Raw genomic sequence first — 12,543 nt, 5'->3', positions numbered from 1 at the left:
AGCGGATCCGACTTATATGCGGGTGGTGCCCAGGAGAGGACTCGAACCTCCACACCTTGCGGCACACGGACCTGAACCGTGCGCGTCTACCAATTCCGCCACCTGGGCACTGAAAGATACTGTCAGAACTATGTGATACGCTGCCGCTCTAGTTGCGTTGTTTTATTAAGGGCCATACGTTGTTTCCAGCGTATTTACTTAACTAAAACATGCGTCCCGAGCGCAGTTGGTCTTACAATGTTCTGACCATTTCTGCTTCAGTGTTCAGCCTTGGGCGAACCACAGAAGCTGCGCATTATATACGGAAATTTCAGCTTTGGCAAAACGATCGAATAACGAATCGAAAAACAACAGATCAACACCCTTGCCCGAAGCGCCGCCGGACTTCGATCCTGATGTCCCGTCCCGTGAAGCCATTCTGACCGCGCTGCGTGCCGCGGGTTCGCCGTTGTCACCGGTGGAATTGGCCGAGCGCATGGGCGTCGAGCGTGCGGCGACGTTGGTCGGGTTCGAGCGCCGCCTGGGCGCCATGGAGCGCGACGGGCAATTGATGCCCAACCGCAAGGGCGTGTTGCTGCTGGCCACCAAATTGGATTTTGTTGCCGGCAAAGTGCTGGGCCACCGTGATGGCTTCGGCTTCCTGCTGCGCGATGACGGCGGGCCGGACCTGTTCCTGTCGCCGCGCGAAATGCTCAAGGTGCTGCATGGCGACCGTGTCCTGGTCAAGCCGGCTGGCGAATACCGTGGCAAGCCGGAAGGCACCATTGTCGAAGTCATCGAGCGCCGCACGAACAAGCTGGTGGGCCGCTTCCTGCACGAACATGGCCTGTCCATCGTCGTGCCTGAAGACCAACGCATCAAGCACGACATCCTGATTCCGCCCAGCGACACCAATGGCGCCCAACACGGGCAGGTGGTCGCGGTGGAAATCATGGCGCAGCCCACTCGTCATACGCAGCCCTTGGGCCGCGTGGCCGAGGTGCTGGGCGAGATCGATGACCCCGGCATGGAAATCGAGATCGCGGTGCGCAAGTTCGACGTGCCCGTCGAATTCTCGGAAGCCGCCCGCAAGCAGGCCGCGCGCCTGCCGGACGTGGTGCGCAAGAGCGATCTGAAAGACCGCGTGGACTTGCGCGACGTGCCGTTGATCACGATCGATGGCGAAGATGCGCGCGACTTCGATGACGCTGTTTATTGCGAGCCGGTCGAGCTGGGCACGGGGCAGCGCAAGCGTCCGGGCTGGCGCCTGCTGGTGGCCATTGCCGACGTCAGCTATTACGTGCGTCCGGGCGATGCGCTGGACGACGACGCGCTTGAGCGCGGCACCAGCGTGTACTTCCCGCGCCGCGTCATTCCGATGCTGCCCGAATCGCTGTCCAACGGGCTGTGCTCGCTGAATCCCGACGTCGATCGCCTGGTGCTGGTCTGCGACATGGTGATTCCCGCCACCGGCGCCAAGGCTGGCACGGTCACGGCTTATCAGTTCTATAACGCGGTGATGCACTCGCATGCCCGCACGACCTATACCAACGTGTGGGCGGCATTGCAGCAGCCCGGCGGCCCGGCCGCGCATGCGATGCGCGCCGTGTTGCCGCAGGTCCAGCATCTGTATGAGCTCTTCCAGTTGCTGTCGCAAGGCCGCAAGAAGCGCGGCGCCATCGATTTCGACACGGTCGAGACCAAGATCGTCTGCAATGAATTGGGCCGCATCGAACAGATCGTGCCGTCCGTGCGCAATGATGCCCACAAGCTGATCGAAGAATGCATGTTGGCCGCGAATACCTGCGCGGCCGATTTCATGACGCGCAGCAAGCACCCCGGTCTGTACCGCATCCACGAAGGCCCCACGCCCGAACGCCTGCAATCGCTGCGCGAATTCCTGCGCACGATGGGCCTGTCGATGGGCGGTGGTGAAACGCCTACCGCGAAGGACTACGGCGACTTCCTGGATACCGTGCGTGGACGTCCTGACTACCAGTTGCTACAGACGATGTGCCTGCGCTCGATGCAGCAAGCCGTCTACAGTCCGGACAACATGGGCCACTTTGGCCTGGCGTATCCGGGGTACAGCCACTTCACGTCGCCCATTCGCCGCTATCCCGACCTGCTGACGCACCGGGTGATCAAGGCCCTGCTGGCCGGTCAACGCTATGTGCCCAGCCTGGATGAACAGGCCGTGGTCATCGGGCGCACGCAGAAGGAACACGAGCAAGCCATCTGGGAAAAGATGGGCTTGGTGCTGTCGGCCAGCGAACGCCGCGCCGACGAAGCGTCGCGCGATGTCGAAGCCTGGCTCAAGTGCTGGTTCGTCAAAGAGCGAGTGGGCGAGGATTTCAGCGGCACCGTCACAGGCGTGGCCAGCTTCGGTATCTTCGTCACGCTGGATACGCTGCACGTTGAAGGGCTGGTGCACGTTTCCGAGCTTGGCGGCGAGTACTTCCAGTTCAACGACGGCTTGCACGAGCTGCGTGGCGAGCGCACGGGCATGCGCTATCGCCTGACCGACAAGGTGCAAGTGCAGGTGGCGCGCGTCGATCTGGAAGCGCGCCGCATCGAATTCCGCCTGGTGCAAGGCACGAGTTTCGACGCCTTGCGCAAAGCAGCGGCACGCGGCCCGGAAGAGCCTGTGCGCCGTGTGAAGAAGGCGGCGGCACCCAAGCCCGCTGCCCTGAAGGGACAGACCGCCAAAGAGCGGCGTGCTGACGCCAAGAAGGCGGGTAAGCCGCCCAGGGCTGCCAAGCGTGCCGCGCCGGCCAAGAAAGCGACGCACAAGCGGCATTGATCTGCCCTGATGGATCCCCTTTATGGCCAGCACGTCTTAGGGCGGCGCGGCCATAAGGGGTAACATTGCGCTGATGGCCGGCTTGGTCCGGTGGCCCGCCCCCTCTGGGGCGGGTATTCGTTTATCTAAAGGTATTGCATTTATGGCGTCGACCCAAGTTCTAGCCGGGTTTCACGCGGTGGTCGCGCGGCTGCGCCACGCGCCCGAGTCGATCAAGGAAATCTATGTAGAGGCGTCGCGCCGCGACAAGCGGATGCAGACGCTGATCGAACAGGCTGAGAAGGCAGGCTGCCGCCTGCATCCGGTTCCGATGGAGCGCCTGGACGGTCTGTCGCGAGGCACCCGCCACCAAGGCGTGGTGGCCCTGGCCGACGAACGCCAGTTGGCGGTGGATGTGGACGAGGTGCTCGACGTGATCGAAGGCCCGCCGCTGCTGCTGATCCTGGACGGCGTGACCGACCCCCACAACCTGGGCGCCTGCCTGCGTACCGCTGACGCCGCTGGCGTGCATGCGGTGATCGCGCCGCGCGACCGCGCCGTTGGCCTGAACGCCACGGTGCAGCGCGTGGCCTGCGGCGCAGCCGATACCGTGCCTTACGTGATGGTCACCAATCTGGCGCGCACGATGCGCAGCCTGAAGGACCGTGGCGTGTGGCTCGTTGGCACCGATGACCAGGCCACTGAAAGCATGCACCAGATTGATGCGCGCCAGCCGATGGCATGGGTGATGGGCGCCGAAGGCGAGGGCATGCGCCGCCTGACGCGCGAAACCTGCGACCAGTTGGTGAATATTCCGATGCTGGGTTCGGTGGAAAGCCTGAACGTCAGCGTGGCCAGCGCCGTCTGCCTGTACGAAACCGTGCGTCAGCGCCAATCCTGATTTGATCGTCCCGACTTATTTGTAGCTCTTGCGTAGCTCTTCCTTCAAGCGTCAGCCCATCATGCACCAGAACGGCTTTACCACCACGATCCTCCATTCCGACCGCCAACAATCCGTCGAGCACGGAGCGGTGCACAAGCCCATGCACCCGTCGTCGGAATTTGCCTATGACGATGCCCGCGAGCTCGCTGCGGTATTCCAGGGCAAGGCAGGCTTCACGTACGCACGCCAGGGCACGCCCACCACCACGGCGCTGGAAGCCAAGGTGAACCACATGGAAGGCGGCAAGGGCACGGTGAGCTTTGCCACGGGCATGGCGGCGTTGTCGGCGATCTTCACGACGCTGCTGCGCAAGGGTGATCATCTGGTGTCCAGCCAGTTCGTGTTCGGTAACACCAACAGTTTGTTTGGCACCTTGCTGGAATTGGGCGTCGAGATCACCTTCGTGGACGCGACGGACGCAGAGCAGGTGCGCGCTGCGATCCAGCCCAACACGCGCATGGTGTTTACCGAGACGATCGCCAACCCGGGCACGCAGATTGCTGACCTGGCCGTGATCGGCGAGATCTGCCGCGAGAAGGGCCTGGTTTATGTCGTGGATAACACGCTGACCTCGCCATGGATGTTCCGTCCCTCGACCGTGGGCGCGTCGCTGGTCATGAATTCGCTGTCGAAGTACATCGGCGGCCATGGCAATGCGCTGGGCGGTGCGGTGACGGATACCGGCCTGTACGACTGGTCGGGATACGCCAACATTTACGAGACGTACCGCAAGGGACCGTCAACGGGTTGGGGGCTGACACAGATCAAGAAAAAGGGCTTGCGCGACATGGGCGGCACCTTGGCTGCCGAACCCGCGCACCGCATTGCCGTGGGTGCGGAGACGTTGGCCCTGCGCATGGCCAAGCACTGCGCCAACGCGCTGGCGCTGGCGCGTTTTCTGGAAGAGCATCCTGGTGTGTCCAAGGTGCATTACCCGGGTCTGGCCGGCCATCCGCAGCATGCGCGGGCGGTGGCATTGTTTGGCGCGCGTTTTGGCGGGCTGTTGGGCGTTGAGCTGGCCGATGGCGTGGACTGCTTCGATTTCCTGAACCGCCTGCGCATTGTGCTGATGGCCACCCACCTGGGCGACACGCGCAGCCTGGCGTTGCCTGCCGCGCACACCATCTATTACGAAATGGGTGCCGAGCGCCGCAAGCAGATGGGCATCGCCGACAGCTTGATCCGCGTGTCGGTGGGCATCGAGGACGAGGCCGATCTGCTGTTTGATTTCGATCAGGCGTTGAATGGTTGCCTGAAGGGATAATGCGGCTAGCACGAGGCGGGCGCGAAGTGCCGCCCGCGTGGCAATCAGGACGGGTTTTATGCTTATACAGATCGCAGAAGTGTTCACGCCAGACGAGGCAGCTGATATCCGGCGCAGGCTGGATGCGGTTGAATGGGTGGATGGCAAGGTCACGGCGGGCTACCAGTCCGCCGAGGTCAAGCGCAACCGCCAGTTGCCTGAGCAACATCCGCTGGCGCAAGAGCTTGGCAACCTGATCCTGCAACGCCTGGCAGCGAACAACCTGTTCATGTCGGCGGCGCTGCCCCGCAAGATCTTCCCGCCGCTGTTCAATCGCTATGAGGGCGGTGAAGCCTTCGGCTATCACGTGGACAATGCGGTGCGCGGCATCGCCGGCACGTCCGAGCGCGTGCGTACGGACTTGTCCGCCACGCTGTTCTTCTCCGAGCCCGATTCCTACGACGGCGGTGAACTCGTCATCGACGATACCTATGGGCCGCGCGCGGTGAAGCTGCCTGCGGGGCATATGGTGCTGTATCCCGGCACGAGCCTGCACAAAGTGAATCCGGTCACGCGCGGGGCGCGTGTCAGTTCGTTCTTCTGGATGCAGAGTCTGGTGCGCGAAGACAGTCAGCGCGCCTTGCTATTGGACATGGATGTTGCGATACAGCGTCTGAATCAGGATACGGCGGGGCATCCCTCCATCGTGCAGCTGACCGGCATTTATCACAATTTGCTGCGCCGCTGGGTGGATGTTTGATTCAGGCTTGAAACGATGTCCGGATGGTGTCGCGCAAACCCCGAAATGCGCGTTTTTGTTTATTGCGAAAACAGCTAAAAGCTAGTATTGGCGCGGGTTGTAGTGAGGTTTTTGCTTGACAGCCGCGCCACGCCAAGGCCTAATACATGTCTGCGTCGCTGACGATTTGAAGGCATAAGAGCTATCAAATCCTAAGCGGCGCAGCAGTTTAAAAGTTGTGCTTTGCAGCGCAAGAAAAAAGTTTATCCACTGTCTGTTCGTCGTTTGTCGGGCCTTGCGTTGGTTAGTGGCGTCCCATCATGACAGCCATGAACCGCACGGCCTCGCCAGACTCAATACCTTGTGAGGGGTACACCTGAATGAACAAAACCGAACTCATCGATCACATCGCCAGCAAGGCCGATATCTCCAAGGCTGCCGCCGGTCGCTCGCTCGACGCCCTGATCGGTGCCGTCAAGACCACTCTGAAGAAGGGCGGTACGGTCACGCTGGTTGGCTTTGGCACGTTTGCCGTTTCGGCGCGCGCTGCTCGTACGGGCCGTAACCCGCGCACCGGTGAAACCATCAAGATCAAGAAGGCCAAGGTGCCGAAGTTCCGTCCGGGCAAGGCCCTGAAGGACGCCGTCAACTAAGGACGGCACGGCGATCGCCGGGCATTGCCCCGACGCGATTTGCCGACAACTACGCGGTCCGGTATACTCCGGCCCGCGTATTGCTTTTGAGTACCCCGAGATGGCAGTTGCATCACACGAAGCGTCACCTAGACCCTTGTTGTGAGGCAGCGAAAAGAAGTCAGGATCGGGTGCTTAGCTCAGTTGGTAGAGCGGCGCCCTTACAAGGCGTAGGTCACAGGTTCGACCCCTGTAGCACCCACCACTCAAAAGCGATGAATCAGGCACTTAGGCTGTTAGCCAAGTGCCTTTTTTATTGCCTTTTTTATAGCCTTTTTATGTTGACGCTTCTTCGGGCCCCCTCGGCCCTCGGGCGCCAACGTGCAACCTAGAACCGGTAGGCGACCCCTGCGCTGTACGCGCGGCCGTTGCCCGGCAGGAAGATGGGCATGGCCGGTGTAGCAGTGTTGCGGATGGCGTAGCTGCTGGCATAGATCTTGTTGGTCAGGTTGTCGGCCGTGACGTAAGCGCTCCAGTTCGCATCGTGCTCATAGGCGATCTTGAAGCCGAGCAGCGCGTAGGCCTCTTGCTGGGTGCCGGGCGCATTGGCGTGGTTGGTTTCCGTGTCGCTCATCAGCCAGCGCACGTTCGGGCCCAGGCGCCAGCCGCCGATGCGATACATCACTTCGGCGCTGAGCAGATGGCGCGGTACGCCCGCCAGCCGGTTGTCCTGATATTCGCCGCTGCGGAAGCGGAAGTCGCTTAGCGTGTAGGCCAGGCGGTAGTCGAAGCTGCCGGCGCCGGGCGCGGGCAGCGTGCCGCTCAAGCCGGCTTCGATGCCTTGGTGCCGTGTGCGGCCGCTGTAGTTGTAGGTGCCGGCGGGCGTGCCGTTCTCGGTGCTGACCGACATCAGTTCGTCGTCGACCTTGCTGCGGTACAGGGACACGCTCCAGTGCTGATCGCGGCCGGCCACGGTGAACGTGCCGTCGCCGCCCACCTCGTAGGTGAGAGCGCGCTGCAAGTCCAGCTTGCTCATGGAGGTGCTGGCGGTGGCGGGGTTCATCGGGGCGGCGACTTCCCCGTTGACGATTTCCCAGAAGGTCGGCGCTTCGTTGCTGCGGCTGACGTTGGCGTACCAGCGCTGGGACGCGGCGGGTTGCCAGATGATGCCGAGCTTCGGCGTGGCGAAGCGCCAATCCTGATTCAGCGTCTTGCCGCTATTGCGTTCGTGCGCATCGCGCACCGCCTCGCTGTACTTGAGGGCGCCGGCCACGGTGAATTGCGGGGTCAGGTGCCAGTCCAGGCCCACCATCGCGCTGCGGTTCTCGGCGCGCAAGCCGTAGACGCCAAAGCGTTGCAGGCGCTGACCATTGGCTGGACTGATCGCGACCAGGTCGCGGTCCATATCGCTGCGCTGCCAGTCCAAGGCTACCCGATAGTCCACCGCGCCAAGCTTGCCCGCCAATTGCCATAGCAGGCCGTAGGTGTCGCCGTCCGTCAGGTTGGCGACTTGCGGATTGGTGAAATCGTCTTTCGTGTGCTGCCAGTAGATCCCGGCAGTTTGGTTAAAGGCTTCGGTGCCCCAGAAGCTGCGGTTGGCCAGGCGGAATTGGGTGGTGTCGCGATGCGGATCGCGCAGGTAGACGTTGTTGACCAGGTCTTGCGGCGTATTGCCGTCTCCGAGCACGCTGCGCGGATCGTCGTACATGCGCGCTTTCGGGATGGGCTGCGGAATGTCGAATTTCAGATCGGTATAGGAAATATAGGTGCGGTTTTCAAAAGCGCCGCGGCGGAATCCCAGGTTGCCCTGGAAGCTGGTGCGCTCCGAGGCGGAGTGGTGGCGGTAGCCATCTGATTTGTCATAGCCCAAGCTGAAGCGGCCGTCGATGCGGTCATCGCCGAAGCCCTTGGCGAGCGTCAGGTTGCGGGTGCCAAAGCTGCCGCCAGCCAGTCGGATGATGTCTTCCTGGGTGCCGGTAAGCGACTGGAAGTCCACTTCGCCCCCCAAGGTGCTGGCGCCGGGCGAGAGGGCGTTCGCGCCGCGCCGCACGCTGATCAGCCCTGCATTGCGGGGTTCCAGCAGGCTGATGATGAATGAGCCGTCCGCATCGTTTAGCGGTAGAGCGTCCTGCATCAGCAACAGACCCCGGCTAAGCGGGTTGCTCTGAATGCCGGATCCCCGGATGTTCAGGCGAGGCTGATCGAGGCCGCCGAAGAATTCCTGCACGACCACGCCAGGCTGGTAGTCCAGCGCGTCGCGCAGGGTCGTCAAGCGCACTTCCTGCTGAGGTTGGATCAAATTGGTGCCGCCGGGCACGGCTCGCAATTCGGCTTGCGTCTGCCGCACGCTGGGCTCCAGGGCGCTGGGGACAGCTTGCCCCGACACCACCACGGGAGCCAGCGAAGGCGTCTCCTGAGCAAGGGCCACGGACAGCCCGAAGGCGCTGAGGGTAAGAGTGGACGCGAGTTGGCGCAGGACAAGGGTAGACATCAGGAGGATTCCACGAAGAACGGACTGGGCGTTACCAGGAGACATGAAATAGAGCCTTGGCCAGCAACACGATGCCGACCATGTGACAGAACACGCTCAGGTGCACCCGCTCGCGCAGGGCGGCATAGAGACGCTTGCGGCGTGCAAGCGTCATGGCGATGACCACGTGCAGCAGCACGCTGGCGGCCAAGGCGATCTTGATCAGCAGCAAGGTGCCGAAGGCCGAACTGCCGGGGTTGGCAAGCGCGCTCCGGTATTGCCAGGCCATGCTCAGCCCCGCGCCATAAAGGACCACCAGCACCCAGGGCATGACCGCGCGCACTCGCGGCGCGAGCTCTCGCGAAAGCGCCTTGCGAACCTCGGCAGGCAGGCGTTTTTGCACGGGTTCCAGGAACAACACCTCGAACGTGACCGTGCCGATGAAAACCAGCGCGGCAAGCAGGTGCAGGGTGAGCAGCAGGAGGTAGGTCATGGTTGTTTCCTTATGTCGAGCAGAAGGGTGCGCAGGCGCTCGGCGTCGGCTGCCCGTTGCGGGCTGCCGAGAGGGCCGCTGAGGGGTATGGGGGTAAGGCGGCCCTGGTCCACCAGGATGCAGCGGTCCACCAGGCCCAGCAGTTCATGCGGGTCGTGGCTGATGCAAAGCAGGGCGGTGCGACGCCGGGTCAGCGCTTCGTGGCAACACAGGGATAGTTGGTGGCGCAGTGCAGGGTCGAGTGCGCTGAAAGGCTCATCCAGCAGCAACAGGTCGGGTTCGAGCGCCAGCGCCCGGGCGAGTGAGACGCGCTGCGCCATGCCACCGGACAGCTCACCCGGCCAGGCCTGTCCGGCAGCATCCAGTCCCACTCGCGCCAGCCAATCCATCGCGATGGCGTGGGCGTCGGCCGGCCGATGGCCAGCGGCACGCAGGGGCAGGGCCACGTTGTCCAGCACGCGCCGCCAAGGCAGCAGCCTGGGTTCCTGAAACATCAGCACCGGGTGCCGGAACGTATTGCGCAGCAGGCCTTCACTGGGGCGCAACAGGCCGGCCGCCAGCCGCAGCAAGGAGCTCTTGCCTGCGCCGCTGGGACCCAGCAGTCCCAACCGTTCGCTCGGCGCCAGTCGCAGGTCCACGTGATTCAGCACGGGCTGGGCGCCATAGCGCAGGCACAGTGATTGCATCTCAAGCATGGCTAGGCTCCATCCAGCGGCCCAACCGGCGTTGCAGCGGCTGGAGCAGCGCGAACTCCAGCAAGGCGACGAGGCCGAGGATCAGCAGCACCCAGGCGAACAGTTCGGCGGTATCGAAGGCGCTGCGGGCGTTCGCCAAGGCATAGCCCACGCCATTCTCGGCGCCCAGGACTTCGGCCATGACGACCAGCCGCACGCCGCCGCACAGGGCGATGAGCAGCGCGGCCAGCAGCGGCGCGCTGAGCGCGGGCAGGTACAGGTGCCGCAGGCGCAGCCAGGCGCCGTAGCGGTACACGTGCGTCATCTCCACCAGTTGCCGATCCACATGCAGCATGCCCTTGACGGTATTGACGTACATGCCGGGCGCCATCATCAGCGTCGTGATGAAGATCACCATCGGCGATCCCAGGCCGAACCACAGCATTGCCAGCACCACGATCACCACGGGCGGCATGGCCATCAGCAGCCAACGCACGGGTTCAATCAAGCCGCGCAGGCGGGCGCTGTGCCCGGCGAGCATGCCCAGCGTGAAACCGAGGGTGGTGCCGGCCAGCACGCCCACGCCGATACGCATCAGGCTGATGCCGGCGTGCGCGAAAAATTGCTCGCTGCGCACGAGCGGGCCGATTGCCCGGAGTGCATCCCAGGGCGTGGCCATCAGCAGCGGGCCCAGTTGGCGGGCGGTCACATGCCAGGCAAGCAACAGCAGCAAAACGCCGGCTGCGCTCCAGGCGCGCGAGGTGCGTGCGGGGCCATGCCCCGCGGTGGGCGCGCTCATGGACCGTAGAAGCCGATGGGCGGAAGGTCGCCGCCGATGGCTTGGGGAAAGCGGCCGGCCAGCAGCCGATATAGGGCTTCCAGTTCCGACCGGGCATCGATGGCGCGGCGGCTTTCCAGCCGGGTGCCGCGGATGGCGGTCTCAATGGCGGCAGCAGGCAGGTGCGGCAGGTGTTCGCGCACCAGCTCTGCGCAGGCCCCAGGATTGGCGGCGCACCAGAGCGCCGATGCCGCGTAGGCCTGATCCACCGCCTGGCACAGGCCGATGTCGCTTGCCACGTTGGCGGCGGCCATGACGCCGGCTTGCGGCAGCGAGGGCTGATCGGGGAATTCGCCGCGCCAGGCCTGCTCCAGGCTTTGCGCGCGATACAGCGGCGTATGGCCGGCCTGTTGCGCGCGCCACAACAGCACCGAGGCCATGGGCTCCACCAGCAACACATGCTTGGCCTGGCCATTGAGCACCAGGGCAATCGCGTCCTGGCTGTCGCGGGTGCGCCGCAAGGCGATGGGCGCCAGCCCGCGGGCGGCCTGGGCATCCAGCAAGGTATCCAGCAGCACGGCGGGCAGATCGCGCTGGAACGGCACGGCAAGTTCGCGGCCCGCAAGGTCGGCGAAGGTCTTCACCGCCGGGTCGCGGCTGACCAGCCAAAGGATGCCCCATACGGATATGTTCAGCAGGCGCACCGGCATGCCGCGGTTGTGCAACAAGGCAGGCAGGGTGCTGGGCGCCGCGCTGAAGTGAATGTCATGATTGACCAGCAGCGTGCGCAATTGGTCCGGCGTTTGCCACAGGCGGAATTTCAACTGCCCGGTCTGGTCGGACAGCGCACCGGTGGCCGCCATGTGCATCAGCGGATAGCTGACCACGGCACCGGGGCCGGCCAGCGTCACGCTGGCGTGGCGGGGTGGGGAGGAAGCTCGGGCAGTTGGCAGGCGTGGCAGTAGGGCGGCGCCCAATGCTGCCGCGCAAAAGCGGCGGCGGGTGTGCGGATAGGCAGTCATTTTTCTAAATAAGAATTATTATTGTTTTATTCTCACATTCATGCCGAAAGAACCGGAATGACAAATATCAATCTGCCTGAGCCGCTGGCCGCCGCGGCGGCCTTGCTGGCCAAGCACCCGCTGCTGGGCGGGCTGCCGGCGGGCGTGGCCGCCGATCTCTTGCGCGACGCCAGCGTGTTGCGCGCGGCGGCGGGGCAGATCCTGTTCGGCGAAGGCGATGAGGCACGCCACTATCTGCTGGTTGAGCGGGGCCAGGTGGAGGTCATGCGTTACAGCTATAACGGGGACGAACGTGTTTTCCGGGTGTTCGAGCCCGGCCAGCTGATGGCCGAGGCGGCCATGTTCATGCCGCATGGCCGCTATCCCATGCAGGCGCGGGCGCGTAGCGATGTCCAGTGCTGGCGGCTGTGCCGTGACCGGTTGCATGAGGCCTGCCGGCGCTGGCCCGACCTGGCGCTCAAGTTGCTGGCCGGATTGAGCAAGGCGGTGTACGACCAGGTGAACAAAGTCGACTGGATGACCTCCAGTTCGGCGGCCGAGCGGCTGGCCAATTACCTGATGGGGCTGGTCGAACGTCAGGGCAGCGAATTGACCTTGCCGCTTAATCAGCGCCAACTTGCCGCGCATCTGGGCATCCGCGCCGAAACGCTGAGCCGGCTGCTCAATGATTGGCAGACGCAGGGCTACATCAGCGGTAAGCGTTGTCAGTGGGTCCTGCATGACCGGGCCTTTCTGGCCGATCTGTCCATGACGGCGCGGCGGCCATTCTGAGCAAGGATCACGGGGCT

The 12,543-nt window shown here is 63.7% G+C and carries 11 protein-coding genes and 2 tRNA genes; 7 read left to right on the top strand and 6 right to left on the bottom strand.

All coding sequences use genetic code 11. The annotated features are described in order from the left end of the window. Nucleotides 1–23: 23 nt before the first annotated feature. Nucleotides 24–108: transfer RNA gene (locus tag HV753_RS30385), tRNA-Leu, on the bottom strand. Between the two features lie 208 nt (nt 109–316). Here HV753_RS30385 and rnr point away from each other — a divergent pair. The 6 genes from rnr to HV753_RS30355 all read left to right on the top strand — a co-directional run bounded on the left by rnr (nt 317) and on the right by HV753_RS30355 (nt 6,583). Beyond that, on the top strand, nt 317–2,782 hold the full coding sequence (rnr, locus tag HV753_RS30380; RefSeq protein WP_175178281.1) for a ribonuclease R: 2,466 nt from the start codon (nt 317–319) through the stop codon (nt 2,780–2,782). Nucleotides 2,783–2,924: 142 nt separating this feature from the next. After that, the gene (gene rlmB, locus HV753_RS30375; RefSeq protein ID WP_175178280.1) at nt 2,925–3,662 is read left to right on the top strand and encodes a 23S rRNA (guanosine(2251)-2'-O)-methyltransferase RlmB; all 738 of its coding nucleotides are present in this window, start codon (nt 2,925–2,927) and stop codon (nt 3,660–3,662) included. A gap of 61 nt (nt 3,663–3,723) precedes the next feature. After that, nucleotides 3,724–4,968: a cystathionine gamma-synthase family protein gene (locus tag HV753_RS30370; RefSeq protein ID WP_175178286.1), complete on the top strand. Its 1,245-nt coding sequence runs from the start codon at nt 3,724–3,726 to the stop codon at nt 4,966–4,968. 58 nt (nt 4,969–5,026) lie between these two features. Further along, entirely contained in the window at nt 5,027–5,707 is a 681-nt protein-coding gene (locus HV753_RS30365; RefSeq protein WP_175178279.1) for a Fe2+-dependent dioxygenase, read from the top strand. Nucleotides 5,708–6,066: 359 nt separating this feature from the next. Then, nucleotides 6,067–6,339 carry an HU family DNA-binding protein gene (locus tag HV753_RS30360; protein WP_003812968.1) on the top strand — a complete coding sequence of 91 codons (273 nt, stop codon included), beginning with the start codon at nt 6,067–6,069 and terminating at the stop codon, nt 6,337–6,339. Between the two features lie 168 nt (nt 6,340–6,507). Further along, nucleotides 6,508–6,583: transfer RNA gene (locus HV753_RS30355), tRNA-Val, on the top strand. A 123-nt stretch (nt 6,584–6,706) separates the two neighbouring features. Here HV753_RS30355 and HV753_RS30350 read toward each other — a convergent pair. The 5 genes from HV753_RS30350 to HV753_RS30330 are packed head-to-tail and all read right to left on the bottom strand — an operon-like array spanning nt 6,707 to nt 11,755. Continuing rightward, nucleotides 6,707–8,809, bottom strand: a complete 2,103-nt coding sequence (locus HV753_RS30350) for a TonB-dependent receptor family protein (RefSeq protein ID WP_175178278.1) — start codon at nt 8,807–8,809, stop codon at nt 6,707–6,709. A 31-nt stretch (nt 8,810–8,840) separates the two neighbouring features. Then, nucleotides 8,841–9,281 (bottom strand): CopD family copper resistance protein, encoded by a 441-nt coding sequence (locus HV753_RS30345; RefSeq protein WP_175178277.1) that lies wholly within the window; start codon nt 9,279–9,281, stop codon nt 8,841–8,843. Beyond that, entirely contained in the window at nt 9,278–9,976 is a 699-nt protein-coding gene (locus tag HV753_RS30340) for an ATP-binding cassette domain-containing protein (RefSeq protein WP_175178276.1), read from the bottom strand. The genes HV753_RS30345 and HV753_RS30340 overlap by 4 nt, the downstream gene beginning before the upstream one ends. Further along, on the bottom strand, nt 9,969–10,754 hold the full coding sequence (locus HV753_RS30335; protein ID WP_175178275.1) for an ABC transporter permease: 786 nt from the start codon (nt 10,752–10,754) through the stop codon (nt 9,969–9,971). Before HV753_RS30335 ends, HV753_RS30340 begins: the two co-directional genes overlap by 8 nt. Further along, nucleotides 10,751–11,755, bottom strand: coding sequence for a substrate-binding domain-containing protein (locus HV753_RS30330; RefSeq protein ID WP_175178274.1), 1,005 nt, complete (start codon nt 11,753–11,755; stop codon nt 10,751–10,753). The genes HV753_RS30335 and HV753_RS30330 overlap by 4 nt, the downstream gene beginning before the upstream one ends. Before the next feature lie 57 nt (nt 11,756–11,812). Between HV753_RS30330 and HV753_RS30325 the strand changes: the two genes are divergently transcribed. Continuing rightward, nucleotides 11,813–12,526 carry a Crp/Fnr family transcriptional regulator gene (locus tag HV753_RS30325; RefSeq protein WP_175178273.1) on the top strand — a complete coding sequence of 238 codons (714 nt, stop codon included), beginning with the start codon at nt 11,813–11,815 and terminating at the stop codon, nt 12,524–12,526. The last annotated feature ends 17 nt before the right edge of the window (nt 12,527–12,543 follow it).

Origin of the sequence: Achromobacter pestifer (assembly GCF_902859625.1) — a bacterium.
GTDB classification, from domain to species: domain Bacteria; phylum Pseudomonadota; class Gammaproteobacteria; order Burkholderiales; family Burkholderiaceae_B; genus Achromobacter; species Achromobacter pestifer.
Note: the sequence above shows the minus strand (reverse complement) of the source record. Positions and strands in the feature narration are given on the sequence as shown.